This is a genomic window from Cytobacillus sp. FSL W8-0315 (assembly GCF_038002905.1).
In the GTDB taxonomy this organism is placed as follows: domain Bacteria; phylum Bacillota; class Bacilli; order Bacillales; family Cytobacillaceae; genus Cytobacillus; species Cytobacillus pseudoceanisediminis.
In genome coordinates this window covers 3,191,910-3,213,596 of the sequence record NZ_JBBOOC010000001.1, presented here as the reverse complement: position 1 = coordinate 3,213,596, position 21,687 = coordinate 3,191,910, and the positions used below count along the sequence as shown (strand labels likewise).

The window sequence follows — 21,687 nt, the reverse complement described above, 5'->3', positions numbered from 1 at the left end:
TCACACAGCAAGTGCCCGCTTTGAAAATCCTTTAACGCAGGAAATTCGGCCAGGTTTGCCTGGCAGCTCAAGGGCTAGGTTCAATAGCTTTGCAGGCTGCAGGATCTTTCAGCCGGTGAATCCTGCTCTCTTTTAGCCTGAGTTCTACTTACTGGTTCCCTGTCATGGCTGTTGAATTCTTCTTATAATTAGAATTATTATGCATCCTTCGGTATTTTATGTCAATAATTAATTCGCTGATTTAAAGGATTAAAATCCCCAGACAAACTTTCTAACTGTGTGCAATACAGTATGATAAAGCAGGCACATTCGGGAATGCTAATAAAAAATGACTAGTGGGAGGATTTACATATGGAGTCAAACGGAAAGCAACTATCCATATTTTCTCTGGGCGGCATCAATGAAATTGGAAAAAACATGTATGTGATCCAATATGATGACGATATTGTCGTGATTGATGCCGGAGGGAAATTCCCTGACGAGACATTATTGGGGATCGATTTGATCATTCCGGACATCACATACCTTGAGGAAAACCGGGATAAAATCCGCGGGCTGATTGTCACTCATGGACATGAGGATCATATTGGCGGAGTTGCCTATCTTCTCAAAAAGATCAATATGCCGGTTTATGCGACCCGATTTACGCTTGGGCTGATTGAATTAAAATTAACGGAGCATCGCCTGATGGGTGATTCAGAGCTTATAACCATAGATTCTGACTCTAGCCTAGATTTCGGTAAAATAGGCGTTAGCTTTTTCAAGGTGAATCATAGCATCCCCGACTGTCTGGGCATTGTTTTCAAGACGCCAGAGGGCAATGTTGTCCATACCGGCGATTTTAAATTTGACTTAACCCCTGTAAATCAGGAGCATGCTGATATCCATAGGATGGCTGAAATTGGCCGCAGTGGAGTGCTGGCCCTGCTATCAGAAAGCACAAACGCTGAGCGGTCTGGCTTTTCGCCAACTGAACATATTGTCGGGGAAAACATTGAGGAAGCATTTATGAAAGCACCACGCAAGATCATCATCTCAACTTTCGCTTCCAATGTGAGCCGTGTTCAGCAGGTTGTGGCCGCTGCGATTAGAACAAACCGAAAGCTGGTCCTGCTTGGAAGGAGTATGGTAAATGTCGTGGATGTAGCTATTGAACGCGGTTACCTGACAGTTCCTGAGGGTATGATTGTGAATCCAAGAGAAGCGATGAATCTGGCTCCTGAAAAGGTGTGCATATTATGTACCGGCAGCCAGGGTGAACCGATGGCTGCCCTTTCACGGCTCTCTGCCGGAAATTATCGTGATGCAGAGATTCATCCTGAGGATACCGTGATTCTTGCAGCATCCCCAATCCCGGGGAACGAACGCGATGTCTCTAAGATTATCGACAACCTGTTCAAGCTGGGAGCCCGGGTGATATACGGTTCAGGAAGCTCAACAGGGATGCATGTGTCCGGCCACGGCTATCAGGAGGATTTAAAGCTTATGCTCACATTGATGAAGCCGAAATATTTTATCCCGATTCACGGTGAATATAGAATGCTTCACCATCATAAATTGCTTGCTGAATCCATCGGTGTTGAAACTGGGCATACATTTATCATTAAAAATGGGGATGTCGTTGATATCGAGAACGGAGAAGCACGCCAGACCAGGCGGGTACCTGCCGGAGATACTTATGTTGATGGAGTGGGGGTTGGTGACATTGGCAGCATCGTGCTCCGGGACAGAAAGCAGCTGTCCGAGGATGGGATGATTGTGATCGTACTGACCATGAGCAAGAATGAGCGCAAAATGATATCAAGACCTGATACGATATCCCGAGGTTTCGTCTACGCACGGGAATCCGAAGATTTGCTGAGAGAAATAAATCGGATTGCGGAGAAAACCGTCAATGATCTTCCAGAACAGGATAAAAGCCAGTGGAATGTCATCAAGCAGAGCATTAAGAAATCACTTGGGCAGTATTTATTTGAAAAAACAAAGCGCAAACCAATGATCCTGCCGATTATAATTGAAATATAAGCGAAAAGAGGCAAGCCTAAAACGGCTTGCCTTTATCGCAGTCTAATGCTCAGTAAGCCCCACCCTTTGATCCAGAGGTTCAGGTCTAACTGAGCATATAGGCCAGATTGGTTCAACTAACAATCAGTTGGGAAACCACCCGCTGATTGAAGCTTCACTCTATCTAAAGGGCTGCTTAACCGCGGCGTCCGCCTCGGCCGCCCCGCTTTCCTTCAGTATTGCGCTTTAATGAAGAAATATTTTCTTCACTCGATTTTAAGAATTTTGCCATTTTGTCTTCAAAGCTTTCCTTCGGCTTAAAGTTTCCTTTAGAACGGAAATCTCTGGAACCGCCGCGGCGATCATCTCTTCCCTGGCGCGGCGGGCGCTGAGAATAAGAAGATTGGCCTTCAGGTCTGTCCACTGCTTTTTTGATGGAAAGGGCAATTTTGCCTTCCTTCTCGCTAAGCACTTTAACAGTTACCTCATCGCCAACTTTTAAATGCTCATTCACATCTTTAACATAGCTGTCCGCTACCTCACTAATGTGAACAAGACCTGTCGTACCGCCTGGCAGTTCGACAAAAGCTCCGAAATTTGTAATACCTGTTACTTTTCCTTGTACCTTACTTCCAATTTCGATTGACAAAAAAACTTCCCCCTCGGTAGTGTTAACAACGTCTTATTATAACTTTTTTTAAAGATAATTTCAATGCCGGCGATATCCCTACGATATTCTACCCGTTAAAATTCGGGATAAATCATATTTTTTGTTCAAATTTAGTAAAATTTATATATTTAATTGCTTGTTGGGCCATTATTTCAGCCAATTTTGTATGCAGATGGCACACTTTTATATTGAAAAATATTTTTATGTGCAGATAAAAATTTTATGTGCGCATAACGCTTTTTTATGTGCGGAAGGATGATTTAATTAAAAATTTATTTTTATGATATATTGGCAAACAAAAAAAGCTCCTGAAACAGGAGCTTAAACCTTACACAGTATGACCTTCCTGAAGAACCTTCCTGCTGAAATGACGCTTCATTATAATCCCATACAGGGACGCCAATACCTGCTGAAAGAGCATACCGATGACCACAGGAACAGCAACAGGAGCAGGAAAATAAGTAACTGCCAGGACGGAGCCAACGCTGATATTCCTCATCCCGCCATTAAACGTAACGGCCACAGTTGTGCCCTGATCGTATTTCAGTAAATTAGCGATGATGAAAGAGATAAGATAGCCCATAAACGCCACACAAAATACAGCAAGCCCGATGAGGACCAATTTAAGATTTACCTCCTTCAGATACGGGGCGACGACAGCTCCATTCAGCATGACCACAATGGCCATTCCTAGCTTAGAAAAAGGAGAGAGCCGGCTGCTCAAGGCTGCAGCGCTTTTTCCTGCAAATTGATTGAAGAGCATACCAAGAAAAGAAGGCAGAACAATCATGCCGAATAATCCAGCCATCATCGGCACAACATCGATCTGTACAGATTTCTGGAAAAATATCGACAATGTCAGCGGAACAATAAATGGTGACAAAAAGGTATCTACCAGAATGATGGACAATGTCAGCGGAATATTGCCGCGATAAATGGAAACCCAGATGAAGCTCGATATGCCGGTCGGAATGGCCATAGCCAATACCAGCCCGGTAATAGTTAATGAATCATCACCAAACGCAAGTTTACCTGTGCTCCATGCAAAGAGAGGCATCAAAATATGAAGCAGAAACAATATGAGGAAAAGCGGCTTTGGATGATGAAGGATTTCTTTTAAACTGCTAAAACTGGAGTTCAGACTGCCTGAAAACGTCATAAACGCAAAAACCCAAGGGATGATAAAAGCAAAATCCTTAATATAACCAGCGAGCATAACACCTAGAACCACGCTTATTGGAGTAATCAATGGCATCATTTTCTCCAGTTGTTTATTGATTTGAATTAGCACACTGAGTACTCTCCTTTTCCGAATAATTGTTTACCTAACTAATTATTTTATCATAATCTGGCGGGTTATATATCAAAATAGTAAAAAAGAGCCAAAACTCGGCTCTTTTGATTATCTCCGTTTTTCCGGCATATATTTCAGCCATTTTCCCAGCCTCCAACTGTTTACTCCAAACCCTGCAAGCGCAATGGCTGCGATGCCTGCGGATAATTGCATGATCAGCATTTCTTCTAAATAAATGCCAAAGCCAGACCCAGTTAAACCTAGCATGAATAGCTGAAAAAGCTGTTTTTTTCGATTTTCATAGATCGTAAACTGAAAATCCCTTCTTTGCCCGGCCTCTTTCATTTTTTCCAATTTACGCGGTGTTTCCAGGAATTCCACTGCTGAATGAAAAATTTTAAAGAGCGGCTGGGATTGAATAATGCTCCAAATGAATGACCATTTATTCCCCTGTGAGCTTAACCACTCTGTAAAAACTGGTTTGCCAAGGTCAAGAAGATCATCTTCTGGTGCCAGATGGCGAACAATCCCTTCTATTGTCATAAATGACCTGCCCAGAAAAACAAAGCGGGTTGGCACCTGGATCGGAAGAGCAGCAATCATATCATTTAGTTCAAGCTTAAGAGCCACTAGATCCATATCTTTTACCTGAGAAAGGTCAAATGCCATCCATTCTGACAGCAGCTTCTCCATTGTTCCCGCATTAGCTTCCGGCAGCAAAAATCCCAGCTGTGACAGACATTCGACTGCTTTACTGTAGTTTTTAGCGAGAATGGATTCAATTAAATTCTGAAAAGAGACTGCATCTTTTTTTGAAATTTCCCCGGCCATGCCGAAATCAAGAAGAATGATCCTCCCCTCCCTTGTAAACAGCACATTTCCTGGATGGGGATCGGCATGAAACATCCCAGGTTCCAGCCATTGCGGCAGGAAGATCTTCATCAAACGGCGTGCCAGATCGTGACGGGATATCTCAAGCTTTTCAACCGCTGCTGAATCATTGAGTCTTTTTCCCTCCACCCATTCCATGACAAGCACTTTTGAAGTGCAAAGCTCCTGATGCACGCGGGGAATTTTAACCAACTCATTATCTTTAAATCGCTCCTTAAAATAAAGCAGGGTATCCTTTTCCTTTGTAAAGTCAAGCTCCCGCTCAATAACCTGCTTTAGCTCCTGAAATAGGACCTTTAAATTAAGGAATCCCTTAGGAATAGGGACAAACCGATCAGCAAACCAGACAAGAATACTTAGGGTCCGGAAGTCGGTATGTACGATGGATTGAATATCAGGACGCTGTACTTTAATGGCGACAATTGAGCCGTCCTGGAGAGCGCCTTTATATACCTCCCCAATCGATGCTGATGCAATGGCTTCTTTTTCAATCGCCACCACCTTTTTAGAGAGCTCGCTCCCCCACTCTTCGTTTAAAATCCTCTGGATTTCACTCCATTCCGATGGCGGTACCTTATCGGTCAGGTCTTGCAGCTCCTGGATGAAAGCTTTTGGAAGCAAATCAGAACGAATGCTGATGAACTGACCAATCTTAATCAGCAGCCCTTCCAATTCAAAAAGTGTTGTCCGGAATCTTTTCCCGATGCCAGACCATAATTTTTCCCATTCTGCTTCTGATTTGCGGGTCCATTTATACCAGTAAATTTGAAATATAATGCGAAGTGCCATAGAAAGCAATTTGTACATACGGAGCAATTTACTTCTCGCCTTCATTTCCATCATCTTCTTCCCTAGAAAAATATACTGTCTTATTCTGTATTACAGGCTGAATACCCTTTTCTTTTTATACGGTATCATGTTTAAAAGGTTTCATGACATAAAAAACAGCCCGTCCTTACACAAAGGACAAGCTGCCTGCTTGATTCTGCTGAATATACTGATGAGTTATGTTAACAATCTTTTCTTTATCATTGTCCATGGATGCCACATGATAGGAGTTATAGAGCGATATAGCTTTCTTTTTCACGGAGCCAATCTTCTCCAAAATAAAATCTGTACACTCTGCAGGCACCACATGATCTTCTACCGACTTAAAGCCTAATACAGGTGTTTTAATGGAAGGTAATAAGTCTGGTGTTCTTTCCATGATTTTCTGCAATTCGAAGATGGAGGGAACCGGAACTTTCCCGTACGTAATTTCCTCTACATCCTCTTTTTTAATATCTGGTGCACCTTCATCAAGGTATCTGGGATTTGTTTTCCCCTTTAAATATTCATAACATGGAACCCGGAGAGCGGCATTTATTAACACAATACCTGCAATTTCGGGATATTTATTTGCCAGCCAAAGGGTCAATGCACCACCCATTGATTGACCTGCAGCATAAACAGATGTGCATCTGTCTTTTAGAAATTGATACCCCTTTTCTGCTTCAGCAAACCAATCCTCATGAGAGGTTTTTTCCATATCTTTATAATGTGTGCCGTGGCCTTTAAGCCTTGGAGCAAAGACGGTATAGCCAAGCTTGGCAAATGACTCCCCCAAAAACCGTACACTCTGGGGAGTTCCAAGAAAACCATGTGTGATCAGAATCCCGATCTCATTGCCTTCATAGTAGAATGATTCTGCACCGTCCAAAACAGGATAACGTTCATTCATAATCTATTCCTCCCTCAGAATTAATTACTCACATTATATAACCAACTATTCCGACCTGTCAACTTGTATTTAAGAAGAAAAAAGACCGCTCTAAACATATATGGAGCGGTTAGACTAAAGAAAGTATTAACACAAAGATAAGGATGGCGTAACAAGCACCAAAGATAATAGCCCTTACATTAGAGTTACGTGTGTACCCTGTGAAGTTTGCAGGTGATTGAGCAACATCCACCTTCCTGCTGTGAATGACCATACTGATATTGGTCATGATTAGAATCGCAATTGTAAGAAAAAATAAAAACATCGGCTCTATTTTCAGAATTTCCCCGGAATCAGAATGGAAGTAAGCATTGATAAATAGTATGCTGCTAAAAAGCAATGTCCAAATACTCCCCACAATCCGCTGCTTACTCCATTCATTGCCCATCTTTTCTTTTTCATAGATGGCAATTTGTTCGATAACAGGAAGAATAGATTTAGTGGAATTACGTTTTGCCCATCCTAAAATTGATTGAATCAGAGTTACCGTGCCAAGGAAAATAAACATTTGCGAAAAAGTAATATCTATTAATATTTGTAAAATGTAAGTCGCACTTAAGAAGAATAGGAGGGTGCCATTTAAGAGCAGGAGCTGCCTGACTCTCAGTTTCTTAATTTCAGAACTGGTCACGATCCCGCCTCCCTATGTCTCATGAAATAAATAATGGGGCTCACGGTTCCCAGGATGACAATCACAAGGAACATCCAAAATCCGCTTCCTCCTCCCATCCCTAACTCATCGGCAAGAATGGCTCCAAAAAATAGTACCTGGCCAGATATAATGATTGAAATGAGGGCAACCGCCATAACCGTAAATCCGTTCAAGAAACCCTGCAAGGCTTTAGGAAGCCAAACAAGAACGAATAGAACCACAGTAATTAATAGGAAACTAGAAATCACTGGCCTCAATAATGTAAAGGTTCCATCTGTTACAAAAGATTGGTAAGTGTACATAAATCCCCCTAATAATTTCTAGAATAGTATTATTTTACAATTAAACAGGAGGTGATGCCACCCTAAAAAAAACGGCTGCACTTTTATGTGCAGCCGTTTTTTAATATCTCTCAAGTAATTCAATAATCACTTTGAATGTTGAGGTTGTGTCCATATAAGCATATTTGCCTTTCCCATTAAAAAAGTTGCCAGTTTGTATGACAGGATATCCCATTTCTTCCAGCAATCTGATTTTTTCATTCAGGTTATCGACAACGAACGAAATATGATGGACACCTTCCCCGTATTTCTCCAGATGTTCCTGCCAAGTACTTGGTGAATCACCTGGTTCGATTAATTCAATTTGAATGAAAGGTGTATTGATAAACATATATCTTGATTTACCTTCTGTTGGCCGGCCTCTGAAAATGACCTGCGTCATTTCACTTGGACCTGATTGTATAATGGGTGGCTTATCGGCACCGAGAAGCTTACAGTAAGCTTCTGCAGCCAAATCCAGATTTTTTACCACGATTGCCAGCTGCTCGACTTTATTTGTTCCAAGCAAGGGGCATAGTGAATCAGGGGGAGCTGCAGTATTTCTTGCCTCAGAGCTTTCCAGGAGTTCAACCAATATCTTGCAGTCTCTCAAGGTATCAGCATAAACATATCTGCCTTCACTTGATGTAAATTCTCCACTTTGCAGTTGTGAGTACCCGCTCTCTTCAAAAAGCGGCATTCGTTCACTGATGGATTCCACATCAAAGGCAATATGGTGTATGCCCTCTCCAGCCCGATCCAAAAACTCCCGCATCGTGCCTGGTTCTTCATTTGGTTCAATAAGTTCAAATTGAACAGTTGGTGTATTTAGAAATGCTAATTTACTTCTTGATGCAGTAGGGTTTCCACGGTAAATTACCTGTGATACTTCCTGATCACCTGTTAAAAACCACTCGGGCTTCGGAACTCCCAGTAAACTTGAAAAAGCCTCACAAGCCTCATCAATATCCTGAACAACAAAAGCCAGCTGGTTTATTTCCTGATTTCCAGCTAATGGCGCTTTAGTAGTTTTGCTTTCTGCCATAAAAAAAATCCTCCTAAATGACGCTTCTCCTTTAAGATAATCCCCGTACAGCAAGTCCTCCATCACTGGAAATCACTTCGCCTGTAATGGCTCGGGATTGATCAGAAGCAAGCAGCAGATACGCTCCAACATGGTCTTCGCTGGTCATAGCTATGCGGAGGGGATTTCGGGATTTAATGCTTTTTGCTTTCGTATCCGGATCGACTGCTGTCACAAACGGCTTAAGCGGGCCTATGACATTGAGTGCCGTCAATGTGCCGCCTGGTGCCACCGCGTTTACTCTGATGTCCGGGGCTAATTCAAAGGCAAGCTGGCGCATTAAGCCGATTTGCGCGTGCTTGCTTGCTGTATACCAGACTCCGCCCCCGTCTGGGTAAAAGCCGGCTCCGGAAACCGTGAAAATCATATTTCCATTTGTTTTTTTCAATTCTTCCGCAGAAGCTTTTGCACCATTAAAATAGCCTTTAACATTAATAGTAAATAACAGGTCATAGGCATCTGACATGGCCTCTGGTGTTACTTCACTAAATTTGGCAAATCCGTCAAATACGCCGGCATTGGCCACGAACACATCGAGTTTTCCCGCCGCTTCCACAGCAGCTCGAACGGCGTTAATGTGATCCCCGTATTCAGTGACGTCCCCTTCCATGCATAGAACACGATCCCCGTATTCCTGTTTCAATTGCTCGAGGCCAGCTGCTGATTTATCCAGTACAGTTACAAAGGCTCCTTCCTGTATAAAAGTCTCTGTAACAGCCTTGCCAATGCCAGAGGCGCCCCCGGTCAAATAGACTGATTTTCCGCTTAGCTGTGCCATACTGAATGTTCCTCCTTAAACAAAAATAGCGAGATTTCTGGTATTGAGTGTTGTTTGATCGACAATGAAAACCCTCTTTGATAATTTCCAGATGCCATCTTCATATGTAAATTCATCACGGCGCTCTCCTGAGATCAGGTCATGATGAATGTCTGTACTCCGGCTGCGATAGATTAGAAGATAACTATTTACAGATGCTTTTTCATTCGGGACATAGTCTGCCAGTTTTACATTGCTTACAAAGCGGCGGGTGCGGGAAGGAGGAATTTCCGCCCAAGCATAGTCCGTTTTTAACCGTTCGACTCTCAGGCTCAGCAAATCTATATCATCATTAAAAGAAAACATATCTTCCGCATAATCCGGCCTTTCGGTGCCTTCCTTATTGACACGTACAGGCATTTGATAAATCAGGGATGGATGCATAAGGCTGAACCAGCCATCAAAATCAATATGATCAAGCAGCTCAGCTTCTCTGTAGAGCCATTGTTCAAATTCATAGGTTGCGAGCATTTTCTCTAAACTCATTCCGTATTCCCCCATTTCAGGCATCGTTCCAGTTTACTTAAGCGTTTATGAGATCAAGCCAGTAGCGATAGAAATTCCTTTGATTTGCTTCAGAAAACTTATCATCGTAGACAACACCCGGACCGGTGAAATCGCTGACCGGTTCCCGGTGCATGCCCATCGTATAATTGTAAACAAGTTCTTTCATAACAGGCATTGGCCCTGATGCGGCAGCGGTGATGTCAGTAAAAACTTCTGTATCATCCTGCTCAAAAATGCCTGAAGGGCTGAACGTTAAAATGAAAGAATCCCTTGAACGTTTCTTCCAGTCCTCTGCAGCATTTTTCTCTACCAGGAACCAGGCAATCACTTCCATTTTATCTGGCCCAATTGGCCTCCACATCCGAACGGTTGTATTCGAAATCAGCTGTCCTTTTACCTTTGTATGTGAAATGAGGAAGCTCAGGTTTGGAAAGATGTTTCCGATCATATTTTTCAAATTGGCCAGCACATCATATTGTTCATCTGTTAAATTGGATTTATATTCAGATTTTAGCTCTTCAGGGAATGCGAAGTCAGGATTAGGAGTACCCAGATTTAAACCATGCCCGTTCATAGTGTGGATTTGGTATCCCTTTTTGGAATATGTCGCACTGGGCACCATGCCCAATTTTGCAATGGATCCATGAGTGACCATTGTGTGGTAGGAATCGCCGACAAAGTTATCTGCTCCTACCTTCCAGTTTGAATGGATGATAAACCTTTGCGGAGGGCCGACGACTTCCATTTCAGCACGTCCGGCTAAAATATCCAAATACCATTTGAAATCGCCGAGGAAATCTGATAGAGACTCAGCTTCTTCATTCCAGGTTCCAAAAACAAGGCCTTTATATGATTCAATCCTTATTTTGTGGAGTCCCAGTTTGGACTTATCCAGGTCAGCACCATAAATATCCTTCTGCAGAGGTACTCCAATAAGATCACCATTGTTTTTAAAATTAAATCCATGATAAGGACATACAAATGAAGATTTATTTCCTTTGTCAGCACGGCATAATTTCATCCCCCGGTGTGTGCACATATTGTAAAAACCGCGGATTTCATTCTCTGAATCTCTTGTAATAATAATGGAGTAGCCTGCTAAATCTCTTAACATATAATCATTTTTATTCGGGATTTCTGATTCATGGCCAATAAAAAGCCAGGTTTTCATAAACACCTTTTTATGCTCAATATCGTAAATCTTAGGATCTGCGAGGATAAAGGCAGGAATGGATCCAGCCTCAGGCTGGACTGTTTCGTTCAAGTAGCCGATCGTTTCTTTTTGGGTCATTTCTTCTAAATTCTTAGTTGTCGTTTTAATCATATGTAAATTCCCCCTTCGTCTTAAAATAAGCTTCTCCAAGGAGCGAGGAAAAGAATGAAATATTCTCTTCCTGCTGTTGCACCAGTTTACATCTATCCAACCCGGATCATCTCATCCCTATTCTTCAATGAAGCCAGGATGCTTAGAGCTGCCAGGTAGCTTGTCTTTGGATTATTAGGCATCGGGTCATTTTCGACTTGAAGCGATAGCTTTCCGAAAGAACCTGCTGCCTCAATCGTATGGCTATTTTTCCTTGCTGCTGGATCGGATATGATTTTAACTCCGGTATTCTCGGCACCTAATCCCGCGAGAGACAAGATAATGGAAACATTGATATTCCTTGGGAATAATCTAATGGCTTCGGCGGCAGAACCCTCAAAAAGCACCTTTTCCCCATTAAGCGGGGCACCAGGAAGTGCCTGAGGAGGCTTCCTGGTGATAATGGAGACAGAATCCAGCTCACCAATCGATTTGGCAGCTTTTAAAATATCCAGTCCGCCGATTGCCCCTGATGGCAAGTGGATTTTCGTATTATTTAAGATGCAGATTTCTTCAAGGCACTTATAAAATTCCCGGTCTGCCAATGCCCCAACACTGCTGACAACCAGATCTTTGCCTGAAAGCAAAATGGAAGCAGCATACTCTTCTACAGCTTCAACAGTTGCTGCTTCAATAACCAGGTCGGCATCGGATTTTAAAAGGGATTCCACGTCTTCAAAGATTTCCGCTTCAAATTCACGTGATAGTTCCTTTGCCTGTTCCTGGCAGCGAGTATGAAGGCCAATAATTTTCGCATTCGGTATTAAGCAGTCTATATTAATGCTTTGAAGCAGGAACCTGCCTATATTCCCGCCTCCTATTAAGGCTAATTTCATATCGGTATCCCCCTAATTGGCAAAACCATAGGAATCTGCAAAAAACTCCAGACCGCAATGCCGCGTTTCTCGTGAAAGTCCGCTTTCCTTTAGGCCCGGGAAGTCCAGATGGAGATCCTGAAAAACGGTATGATTATTATGGAAAACGGCGCCGGCCTCTAACCGGTCTGCAAATTCAAATGCTTTGGCTTCATCTTCTGTCCAAACAGAAGCCCTTAAACCAAATTCACTGTCATTTGCCAGGCTGATGACTTCCTCATCCTCTTTAAATGGAAGGATCGGAATGACAGGTCCAAACTGTTCAGCACGAACAATTTCACTTTTCTGATCCACACCGGTGATGATTGCAGGCAGTATGTAATAGCCTTTATCCCAGGACTCTGGATCAAGCTGAATCCCTCCTGTGATGACGGTAGCTCCGGATTTTCTGGCACGTTCGATCAGCCCATTCACATATTCGTACTGGGCCTTATTGTTCAAAGGCCCCATCTCGGCATCAGGCTGAATGCCATTTCCAACCTTAATATGCTGAAATTCTTTTCTAAGCTTTTCTACCAGCTCCCCGTATCGGGATTCATGGACATAGATCCTTTTGATGGCTGAGCACACCTGGCCTGCTGCCCTAAGAACTCCGAAACGCAGTCGCTTAATAGCGCTTTCATCCAGATTGGCATCTTCGAGAATAATAGCCGCATCATTTCCGCCAAGCTCCATGTAGACATTTTTCACCGTGCCTGAAGCAGCTCGCATGATTTCTTTCCCAGTCTCGGTACTGCCGACAAATGCAATGGTTCGGATTCGCGGATCTGAGCAAAGCTTATTGCCGATCAGCCCTCCTGAACCAGTTACAACATTAATGACTCCATCAGGGAAATAAGAAGCCACTGTCTTGAGGAATGACATGATTGTTAGCGGACAGCTTGTCGCCGGCTTTACAACGACTGTGTTTCCGGCAAGAACAGCTGGGATCACCCGCTTAAACGTAAGGATCATTGGTGAGTTCCATGGAGAGATCACTGCCGTTACCCCACGGGGACGCTTTCGGATTTGGACCTTCTGGGAACCGGGAATGGATTCAGGCTTCCACCATTCCAAAAGCTCTTCGGCAGCTTCCTTCATAATATCGACACAGCGCAGAAGGTCTTTTTTCGCTTCCACCAGCACTTTTCCATTTTCTCGGATCAGCAAAGTGGCGTTCTCTTCGACACTTGCTTTAATCTCGTCGGCAGCGAGCTTCATCCGGTTTGCCCGGTCCTCAATCTCACTTTTCGACCAGGTTTCAAAAGCCTTTGCTGCAGCAGAAATGGCCAATTCAACCTGTTCTTCTGTACACAAGGCAACTTCGCCCACAACTTCCTGATGATCAGCCGGATTAAGAACATGGGCTGTATTTTCTGTCTGGATCCACTCTCCAGCTATTAAATATTTTCCTGAAACAAATGGATACGTCGAAATCATCCCAAATCACTCCCTTACAACTTTTTCGGTTTGAACGCTTCCGCCGCGCCAGGAGGCCCACCAAATGGTTTCGCCATTGGCCCGACTGCTTCCATATCCACTACGATCATGGATGGTTTTCTCTTGTCCATTGCCTTCTCCAGCTCGGATGCGAATTCTTCCGGAGAACCGATTTTTGCAGATGCAAATCCCATGGACTGAGCCAGCAAAACGAAATCGGGGCTAACTAAATCGACCGCAACCTGCCGTCCATAGGCGGCATCCTGAATATTTCGGAGAACACCATATCCTGCATCATCAAACAGGATGACGATTATCGGAAGGCTTTCCTGTACTGCAGTTGCCATTTCACCGACATTGACCATGAAGCAGCCATCTCCAGCTAATAAAACAACTTGTCTATCCTTACATCCCATTTGTGCTCCGATTGCAGTCGGCAAGCCTTGCCCAATTCCTCCGCCTGAAGCATGTATGGATGTACGCGGCTGATATATTTCAAATAATCGGCTGCCCCAGACATTTGCCTGTACCGTAACGTCACGCACCAATACAGTATCCCGCGGGAGCAATTTACGCATAGCATCAGCAATTTTTTCATATGGTCCAAGTGTTGCTCTCAACTGAAGACGCAGTTCTTTCCTTACTGATAGCACTTCTTCCAAATAATCTTTGGAAGGTGATAATGATTCCTTAGCCAATTCTTCATTTACTTTTCTCAATATAAGCTTAGCATCACCTGCCAGCCCAATGGCCGCGGCATAATTTCTGTTCATTGCCTGGAGATCAGCATCAATGCTGATATGATTTTCTGGAATTTCTATTTTCCAGTTGGAGGTTTCATTCCCTCTAAATCTGACTCCAATGCTGATCAGGAGATCCGATTTTTTCACTAAATCTTTTGTTAATTCAAATGATGCAAAGTGGCCAATACATTGAGGATGATCCTCCGGAATGCTGCCCTTTCCTGATTGGCTCGTAATAACGGCTGCCCCGATCCTTTCCGCAAGCTCCTGCAATTCTTTGGAAGCCCCGGAGCTAATGACGCCCCCACCTGCCCAAATGACCGGGCGGCGGGCCTGGCTGACTTTGGTTATCGCCTCTTTTGGAAGATACGATATTGAGCTGTTTTCCTGTACTGAAACATACACTTCTTCCAATGAATAATCCGGTATAATTGCAGATTGGAAATCGATTGGAATTTCTACTGAAACAGGTCCTGAAGGTACAGCAGCAGCTTCCTTAATGGCTTGCCTGATAACCGCAGCTGCCTGTTCAGGCCTTCTTAGCCGCATAGCTTTTTTGCATGAACCCTCCATAATAGACAGCTGGTCTTTACACTCGTGAATATAGCCTCTTCCAGTTCCCAAATAGGGGGATGCAACCTCACCTGTTAAATGCAGGAGCGGAACCCCCGCTGCCCATGACTCAATCAGTGAACCAGCAGCGTTTCCTGCACCAGTTCCCGTACTCGTGATGACCACTCCCAATTTTCCTGTCGCACGGGCATAACCATCTGCCATATTTGCCGCACCGCTCTCCCCGCGGGAGCATACCAGATGAATTCTTCCATCACGGAGGATGGCATCATAAATCGGCATATTATGAATGCTTACAATCCCAAATGCCACCTCAACACCAGCACGGACGAGTTCCTTCACAACTGCATCTGCTGCAGTAAATTCCATTTGCTCACTTGCTTTTACCGGTGCAATTTCCAATTGTTCCTGTTGGCTCATCATAATCATTCCTGCCTTTGCTTAATATTAAAGCGCTTTCCCCAGCGCTCCAGCTGTCTCAATGGTTGATCCTGAAACATAACTTGCCTGCTTTGAGGCTAAAAAGAGAATGACACTGGCTACTTCTTCTGCTTCTCCAACCCTGCCCAGCGGAATCTCCCGCTTTACTGCAAGATCTTTGTAATATTCCTCGGCATCCATATCAGGTGCATTTTTCAATCGTCTGCGTTCCCACTGGTCAGTACGGATTAATCCAAGACTTACGGAGTTGACCAGGATATTGTCTGATGCAAGCTCTTGGGAAAGCGTTTTACTTAAGTTTAAAAGACCTGCCCTTGTTGCGGCCGTAGCAACCATATGTCTTTCAGGTTCCTTTGCAAGCGTCGCATTAATATTGATGATCCTTCCGCCTCCGCGCCTCACTAAATATGGATGGACAGCACGTACCGCATGGATAATGGCAAAATATTTTAACTGAATCTGTTCCTGCCATTGCTCATCTGTAATATCGAAGAAATACCCCATAACACTTTGTCCGGCGGCATTAACTAAAATATCAATTCCTTCAAGCCGGGATGCTGCTGAATCGACAAAACGATTAACATCCTCTTTATTTGTTACATCACAAGTGGCGGCAAAGATTGATTCCCGTGGCCCGAAATGCAATAAATGGTCAAATGCTTTATCCTTCCTCTCTGCATTTCTGCCGCATACCGCAACTTTTGCACCTTCCTGAAGGAACATTTCTGCTGTTTTGAGGCCTACTCCCGAAGTCCCGCCCATTATGACTGCTGTTTTTCCTTTTAAACCAAAGTCCATAACGATACCCCTTTCAAATAGCTTTAGGTTAATGCATTCACGTTAACCCAACCTGGATCAGGCTTTCCGCCCATGGCTGCACGTGCTTCAGGTTTTGGAGGTCCGGCTATTCCCCATTGATCCATCAGGTGTGGAACCCTTTTCCATACTCGAGCCACCCATTCTTCCTCATCTTCAATGGTTTCTAAATAACACGTGTATTCCATGACAAATTTGGCAGGATCCTGAAAGTAACAGAAGATGTTATTTCCCGGTCCATGGCGTCCAGGCCCCCAAAGCTCCTGATAACCTGCTTTTCTGACGTTTGAAATCCCCCGCATGACTTCATCCACCGTGTCTACCTCATAGGCAATATGATTGACAGATGCATGCCGGTCCTGATTGAAGGCAAGTGAGTGATGCTTCCTGTTGCAGCGAAGGAAAGACATTTGGTGTTCGCTCCAATCAGTTACCTTAAATCCTAAAATATTAGTATAAAAATCTGTAATCATATCCAGGTCTGCCGTATTCATGACAACATGATTCAGCTTCACCGGATCCACATTCTTCTTATTCCAGATAGTCGTGTGCATTTCCACCCATGCTGAAAGTTCAATGCAGCGGTTTTCCGGATCAGCAAAGCGAAGTCCGTACCCTTTACCTTCTTCATCTAAATAGCCCGGCGGTGAAATAACCGGGATACCCTTGGAAGCCAGAATCTCCGCTGCCCTGTCAACGGCGTTCTTATCAACCATTCCAAATGCAATATGGTGAAGCCCCGCTTTTTCTCCCCGCTTCAAATTTAAAATATGATTCTCTGAACCAGCACCCCTGAAATAGACAGAATCCCCATCCTCGGATACCTTATCAAGTCCCCAAATCTTCTCGTAAAACTCAGCCTGCTCCTCAAGAACTGGAGTAATGAGACTAATGTGCCTCAAGTGAGTAATACCTAACATCCTATGCACCTCCAAAATAATAGATTTACAATCCTCCGATCATTGGCTGCCGAGGAAACATTTTTTGTTAAAGGAACCGGGATGACCCGGCAGAGTTAAATTTAGCGGACCATCCCGGTTATATTCATTAGAGTGCCAGTTTGCCAGAAACTATTATTTTCCGTTGATGATAGCTTCTCTTTCTTTCGCACGCTGAATGCGCAGCTCTTCAAGAGCACTCCCTTTCGGATATGTAGGAAGATTTGGTTTTACTGCTCCAAGCATAACCAGCATTAATGCTTCTTCATCGCCATCATTATGAATGCCGCGGTACACTCCCGGAGGAGAACTGATGCAGTCACGCTCATTCAGACGAATTTCATGTACTTCATCCTTGCCTACTTCCTGGATAAGAGCCTTTACACTCCCTTTAAGAATAAAGAATACTTCTTCCACATCATCGTGAAGATGAAGAGGTCCAACACATCCAGCTGGAAGCACCATCGTGCTGAGTGTGAAATGTTCCGCTGCGATTACATTTGAATCATTATTCGCTGTAGCGCCGCGGCCAATATATCTCATTTGCGCCCTCTTGTACTTTGGATCAATTTCTTCTTGAAATTTAAGAACATTCCAGTCCAGTGATCGATCTTGCAGCCTTGCTACATATTTTTTTTCGAAAGCTTGCACATCAAATTTTTCAGCTGACATATAATATCACTCCTAAATCTTTATTATGTTTTATATACAAAACAATGTTTTACTTACAGATTAATAATAAATCCCAATATTTAATATGTCAATTAAAAATATTGAGAAAAATTAAATTATTAAAACCTTGTTTCAAATATGAAACTATCATACGATTACTTTTCTATTTGGAGGAATCTGCTCAATTCGAAGTTCAGCTGCCTCTTTTTTGATTGTAAATATATAAGCGATGAAGCCTAAGCTTGCTGCAATGATAAGCATAACAATCGATGGGCCAAAGTCCCCGCCTGCAAGGTCTCTCATCCATCCCATGATATAGCTTGAAAAACCGCCTAAAATATTAGTGAATCCCATAAGACCGGCAGCGCGCCCTGCTGTTTCCGGGGTTGAAAATTTTACGATAAATAAATTGCTTAAATGGAACACCCCGCCTTGAGTTCCCATTGCGAGTCCCATACAAATACCAGCCAGAACCGGATGTGGTGCAAAAATAGCTGCTGTTAAGAAGACTGCCGTTAAACTGAATAGAATCGTGGCCAGCAAGCTTGGACGTCTTGTTTTGTCAGCCAAAAATCCGCAGGATAAGACAAAGCCCAGAGCAAACAGCCAGGATAATGAGGTAATCCCCGTCATTGCTTCTCTTGAGAAACTTTTCGCCTCAACGAGATAAGTAGGCAGCCAAATGCTGATTCCGAAAAACAAAAACGATGACATTAACATGCCAAACCAAACGATCCAATAGCGGTAGTCCTGTGCAAAGCTTTTCTTTGGTTTTTCAGTGCCATCAGACTTGCGGATATACGCAAGCTCTTCCTTATCAATTGCATAATGTTCTTCAGGAGTATCCCGAGTAAGGAACCAAAACATTGGAATAACAAAAAACAGATTAAAAGCAGCGAGGAAGAAAAACGCAGCTTCCCAATGAAAAGTTGCAAGCACTAAAGTCAATATAACAGCACCACAGGCAGGTCCGAAATAATTGCCCGCGAGCCAGGTAGATTGTGCCCGGCCAAGTTCCCGCTGGTTAAACCAATTTGAAATGAATTTTCCGCAGACCGGAATCATCATCCCTTCACCGAATCCAAGAATTACCCTGCTGATTAAAAACATCTCATAGGAAGTTGCCAAACCGCCTGCAATCATGGTCGCAGTCCAAATGAACAGCCCGAATACTGCCGTTTTCCGCGGACCTGCTTTATCAATAACAAAGCCCCAGAATATATTTGAAACGGCGTAAGAGATAGTAAAGATAAATGTTATTAAGCCAATTTTGGCATTTTTGTCTGCCCCTGTAAGCCCCAGATCACTCAGGAAGCCAGGATCCGTTTGAATAACCGAGATTCCCAGTTTATCAATTTGTCCAAAAAACCAGAAAAAGAATATAGGCACAGCAATATAGAGCCATCTTTTGTTCCCTTTCAGCATTTGTGATCCCCTTTCAAGAAACATATTCATTTTTTGTAATCGCTTTCAATTACTTTTCAAATATTATACTTCATAAGAAAATATTTTTTGGGTGGTATTTTTTTCCCTCCTTTCAGCCATATTATGTTTTACATACAAAACAATGTTTACCACTTATCAATAGTGTAAAGTTTTTCGAAAATTGAGTCAATGAAAAATTTTAATTTGTTTCATTTACTAAAAAATGTTTTATATACAAAACAAAAAAGCTTGCAGCAGCTGCAAGCTTTTAACCACTCTTTCTATTCTTATAAATGATATCCCATATATCCTGATAACTTTTTTGAAATCTCAAGCACTTTAGGCAGCGCTACTTGTTCAATAAACTCATCATGGAATGTTGTCTCTGTTGCTACAACATTAATAGCCGCCATAATGCTGCCGGTTTTATCAAATATGGGCGCCGCTACTGATTGAATCCCATGGTGAAGCTCTCCTTTTGTAATGGAGTATCCATTTCTCCTGATTATTTCAATTTCATTTTGAAAATCAGCCAGGGATGTTTTTGTCCGATCCGTATACGGTTTTAATTCGGATCCATAAAAAAGCTGTTTCAGCTTTTCCTGCGGCTGATAGGCAAGCAGCAATTTACCATTTGCTGTTGCATGAGCTGGAAGCCTCAGTCCGATATTGACATTAATAGCAGATACCCCTCTGACAGGAGCACTGCCAACATACACCACTTCATTCCCATCCAGAATAGATAAATGGCAGGAAGCCCCTGTTTCATCTCTTAATGTTTCCAAATATGGCTGGGCAATTTCCGGAAGTTTTAACGTACTTAAGTAGGAAAAGCCCAATTCTAATACCTGGGGCGTTAAACTATATCTCTTTGAGTTTTCGTCCTGGTCAAGATAACCAAGCGATTGGAGAGTATACAATAATCGATACGGGACTGTTCGGCTAACATTCAATTCTTTTGCAATTTCAACCAGTGACAGAGTTGGACGCTCCTCATTAAAGAGCTTTAAGATTTCCAGCCCCCGTACCAGAGCATTGGCATTATACCGCTCTTTCTCCTCTTTTGCCATGCAAGTCACCCCCTGTTTACATTTTTACTAACATATTAACAAAACCAGGAGAGAAATAGGAAATATTTCTCTATGGTTACCTTTCAGCTAATTCTTCTTTTTTGTATGCTCCCTGCAGGAAATTCAAAATAAGGGCATTAAAATAGTCCGCATTCTCCTGATAGCATAAATGCCCTGTTTTCGGAATGGTTTTCAGAATTGAATTTGGGATATACTGATGGAAAATTTCAGATTCGCTTACAGGAGTCACCTTATCCAATGCCCCGCAGATAACAAGGACAGGAACAGGAATGGAAGGCAAAATATCCATTTGATTTAAATTTGAAAGTGAAAAGGCCACAGAGCGATAGCCCATCGGCCTCACCTGGGACATGATGCGTTCAGCTTCCTTCTTTACTTCAGGATCCGGGTTTGGCGCAAGAAGTTCTTTTACCCTTAATTGAGCCAACTCCTTTGGATCTAATGTGTCAATATTATGTAAGCGGTTCTTCAGTTTTCTTTCGTTTTCTTCTTGACTCTGCCCCGCGGCACCGCGAGTGGCATCGGCAATGATCAGCCTGGTCACCATATCAGGATAACGGCTGCAGAAATCCAGAGCAATGGCTGAACCCATTGAATGGCCTAAAAGATTGACAGTTTTATAATGCAAGCCGTCAATAAAGCCCTTTAAAACATCAGCAAATTGGCTGAACTGTGTAAATTCCTCCCTTGGATCAGAGCTCTTGCCATAGCCGGGCGCATCCCAGGCAATAACAGTAAATTCCTTACTTAACCCTTCCAGCTGCTTTTTCCAGGATTGTGAATTGTTTCCCAGCCCATGAAGAATAACAAGCGGCTCACCATTTCCTTCAACTTCATAATGAATCGTTAAATCATTCACTTCAATAAATGGCATTGTATAACCTCCACACATGTTTGTTTTGTAAGTAAAACAATGTTTCGGTTACCCCTATCATAAATCATATTCTGGAATAGTCAACTGAATAGTCAAAAAATATCTTGTCCTTTATATCATAGCCCCAGTCTCTTAAGCAACAATAAAAACCCGATCATTTAAGAACGGGTTTTTATTTCTGTAACTGGGCTTCTAATTATTGACCTTGTGCACCATTTGATGTAACTCTGCGTATGTGGTCCTCTTCGAAGTTGTTTTTTCTCGCATCTTGCACTTTATTGTCCAATAATGCCTTTTGGTCAACTTGTTCAGATGGTGTATTGTTTTTCTTGGACACGTTAAATACCCCCTATAAAATATTTTGATACCCGCTTAGTTTGATTTATTTTAGAAAAAATAAACATGAATATTTAATGGCTGCATCTGCTCAGTACATATATACTAGTAAACTTACAGCAT

Annotated in this window: 21 protein-coding genes and 1 other annotated feature (1 of these 22 cut by a window edge); of the genes, 1 reads left to right on the top strand and 20 read right to left on the bottom strand. The window is 42.9% G+C overall.

Going from position 1 to position 21,687, the window contains the following annotated elements:
• Nucleotides 1–175 (bottom strand) — a binding site (T-box leader); it reaches 50 nt to the left of the window's first position.
• 176 nt (nt 176–351) lie between these two features.
• Nucleotides 352–2,025, top strand: a complete 1,674-nt coding sequence (locus MKY20_RS16420) for a ribonuclease J (RefSeq protein ID WP_258753375.1) — start codon at nt 352–354, stop codon at nt 2,023–2,025.
• A gap of 175 nt (nt 2,026–2,200) precedes the next feature.
• Here the strand turns inward: MKY20_RS16420 and MKY20_RS16415 are convergent, their stop codons facing one another.
• From MKY20_RS16415 to MKY20_RS16320, 20 genes are all read right to left on the bottom strand, one after another.
• Nucleotides 2,201–2,653, bottom strand: a complete 453-nt coding sequence (locus tag MKY20_RS16415; RefSeq protein ID WP_009334297.1) for a S1 domain-containing RNA-binding protein — start codon at nt 2,651–2,653, stop codon at nt 2,201–2,203.
• Nucleotides 2,654–3,002: 349 nt separating this feature from the next.
• Nucleotides 3,003–3,965, bottom strand: a complete 963-nt coding sequence (locus tag MKY20_RS16410) for a bile acid:sodium symporter family protein (RefSeq protein ID WP_019381329.1) — start codon at nt 3,963–3,965, stop codon at nt 3,003–3,005.
• Nucleotides 3,966–4,076: 111 nt separating this feature from the next.
• A complete protein-coding gene (locus MKY20_RS16405; RefSeq protein ID WP_033196553.1) occupies nt 4,077–5,693 on the bottom strand; it encodes an ABC1 kinase family protein in 1,617 nt (538 codons plus the stop codon).
• 121 nt (nt 5,694–5,814) lie between these two features.
• Complete coding sequence (locus MKY20_RS16400; RefSeq protein ID WP_192908669.1) at nt 5,815–6,579, bottom strand: alpha/beta hydrolase; 765 nt, start codon at nt 6,577–6,579, stop codon at nt 5,815–5,817.
• Between the two features lie 109 nt (nt 6,580–6,688).
• On the bottom strand, nt 6,689–7,249 hold the full coding sequence (locus MKY20_RS16395) for a hypothetical protein (RefSeq protein WP_019381326.1): 561 nt from the start codon (nt 7,247–7,249) through the stop codon (nt 6,689–6,691).
• The gene (locus MKY20_RS16390) at nt 7,246–7,572 is read right to left on the bottom strand and encodes a hypothetical protein (protein ID WP_019381325.1); all 327 of its coding nucleotides are present in this window, start codon (nt 7,570–7,572) and stop codon (nt 7,246–7,248) included. The genes MKY20_RS16395 and MKY20_RS16390 overlap by 4 nt, the downstream gene beginning before the upstream one ends.
• Before the next feature lie 100 nt (nt 7,573–7,672).
• Nucleotides 7,673–8,635, bottom strand: a complete 963-nt coding sequence (locus tag MKY20_RS16385; RefSeq protein WP_019381324.1) for a VOC family protein — start codon at nt 8,633–8,635, stop codon at nt 7,673–7,675.
• A gap of 31 nt (nt 8,636–8,666) precedes the next feature.
• Nucleotides 8,667–9,452: a 3-(cis-5,6-dihydroxycyclohexa-1,3-dien-1-yl)propanoate dehydrogenase gene (locus tag MKY20_RS16380; protein ID WP_009334287.1), complete on the bottom strand. Its 786-nt coding sequence runs from the start codon at nt 9,450–9,452 to the stop codon at nt 8,667–8,669.
• A 15-nt stretch (nt 9,453–9,467) separates the two neighbouring features.
• Nucleotides 9,468–9,977: an aromatic-ring-hydroxylating dioxygenase subunit beta gene (locus MKY20_RS16375; protein WP_019381323.1), complete on the bottom strand. Its 510-nt coding sequence runs from the start codon at nt 9,975–9,977 to the stop codon at nt 9,468–9,470.
• 37 nt (nt 9,978–10,014) lie between these two features.
• Nucleotides 10,015–11,322: an aromatic ring-hydroxylating dioxygenase subunit alpha gene (locus tag MKY20_RS16370; RefSeq protein WP_019381322.1), complete on the bottom strand. Its 1,308-nt coding sequence runs from the start codon at nt 11,320–11,322 to the stop codon at nt 10,015–10,017.
• Between the two features lie 92 nt (nt 11,323–11,414).
• Nucleotides 11,415–12,197, bottom strand: coding sequence for an aspartate dehydrogenase (gene nadX, locus MKY20_RS16365; RefSeq protein WP_341002008.1), 783 nt, complete (start codon nt 12,195–12,197; stop codon nt 11,415–11,417).
• A 12-nt stretch (nt 12,198–12,209) separates the two neighbouring features.
• Nucleotides 12,210–13,655, bottom strand: a complete 1,446-nt coding sequence (locus MKY20_RS16360; RefSeq protein WP_019381319.1) for an aldehyde dehydrogenase family protein — start codon at nt 13,653–13,655, stop codon at nt 12,210–12,212.
• 14 nt (nt 13,656–13,669) lie between these two features.
• The gene (locus tag MKY20_RS16355; protein WP_341003378.1) at nt 13,670–15,391 is read right to left on the bottom strand and encodes a thiamine pyrophosphate-binding protein; all 1,722 of its coding nucleotides are present in this window, start codon (nt 15,389–15,391) and stop codon (nt 13,670–13,672) included.
• Nucleotides 15,392–15,418: 27 nt separating this feature from the next.
• A complete protein-coding gene (locus MKY20_RS16350) occupies nt 15,419–16,210 on the bottom strand; it encodes an SDR family oxidoreductase (RefSeq protein ID WP_019381317.1) in 792 nt (263 codons plus the stop codon).
• Nucleotides 16,211–16,233: 23 nt separating this feature from the next.
• Complete coding sequence (locus MKY20_RS16345; protein ID WP_019381316.1) at nt 16,234–17,148, bottom strand: VOC family protein; 915 nt, start codon at nt 17,146–17,148, stop codon at nt 16,234–16,236.
• 153 nt (nt 17,149–17,301) lie between these two features.
• Complete coding sequence (locus MKY20_RS16340; RefSeq protein WP_019381315.1) at nt 17,302–17,838, bottom strand: cupin domain-containing protein; 537 nt, start codon at nt 17,836–17,838, stop codon at nt 17,302–17,304.
• A gap of 147 nt (nt 17,839–17,985) precedes the next feature.
• On the bottom strand, nt 17,986–19,263 hold the full coding sequence (locus MKY20_RS16335) for an MFS transporter (RefSeq protein ID WP_019381314.1): 1,278 nt from the start codon (nt 19,261–19,263) through the stop codon (nt 17,986–17,988).
• A 287-nt stretch (nt 19,264–19,550) separates the two neighbouring features.
• A complete protein-coding gene (locus tag MKY20_RS16330; RefSeq protein WP_009334277.1) occupies nt 19,551–20,333 on the bottom strand; it encodes an IclR family transcriptional regulator in 783 nt (260 codons plus the stop codon).
• A 76-nt stretch (nt 20,334–20,409) separates the two neighbouring features.
• Complete coding sequence (locus MKY20_RS16325) at nt 20,410–21,228, bottom strand: alpha/beta fold hydrolase (protein WP_009334276.1); 819 nt, start codon at nt 21,226–21,228, stop codon at nt 20,410–20,412.
• A gap of 196 nt (nt 21,229–21,424) precedes the next feature.
• Nucleotides 21,425–21,565, bottom strand: coding sequence for a hypothetical protein (locus MKY20_RS16320; RefSeq protein WP_198286707.1), 141 nt, complete (start codon nt 21,563–21,565; stop codon nt 21,425–21,427).
• Between the last annotated feature and the right edge of the window lie 122 nt (nt 21,566–21,687).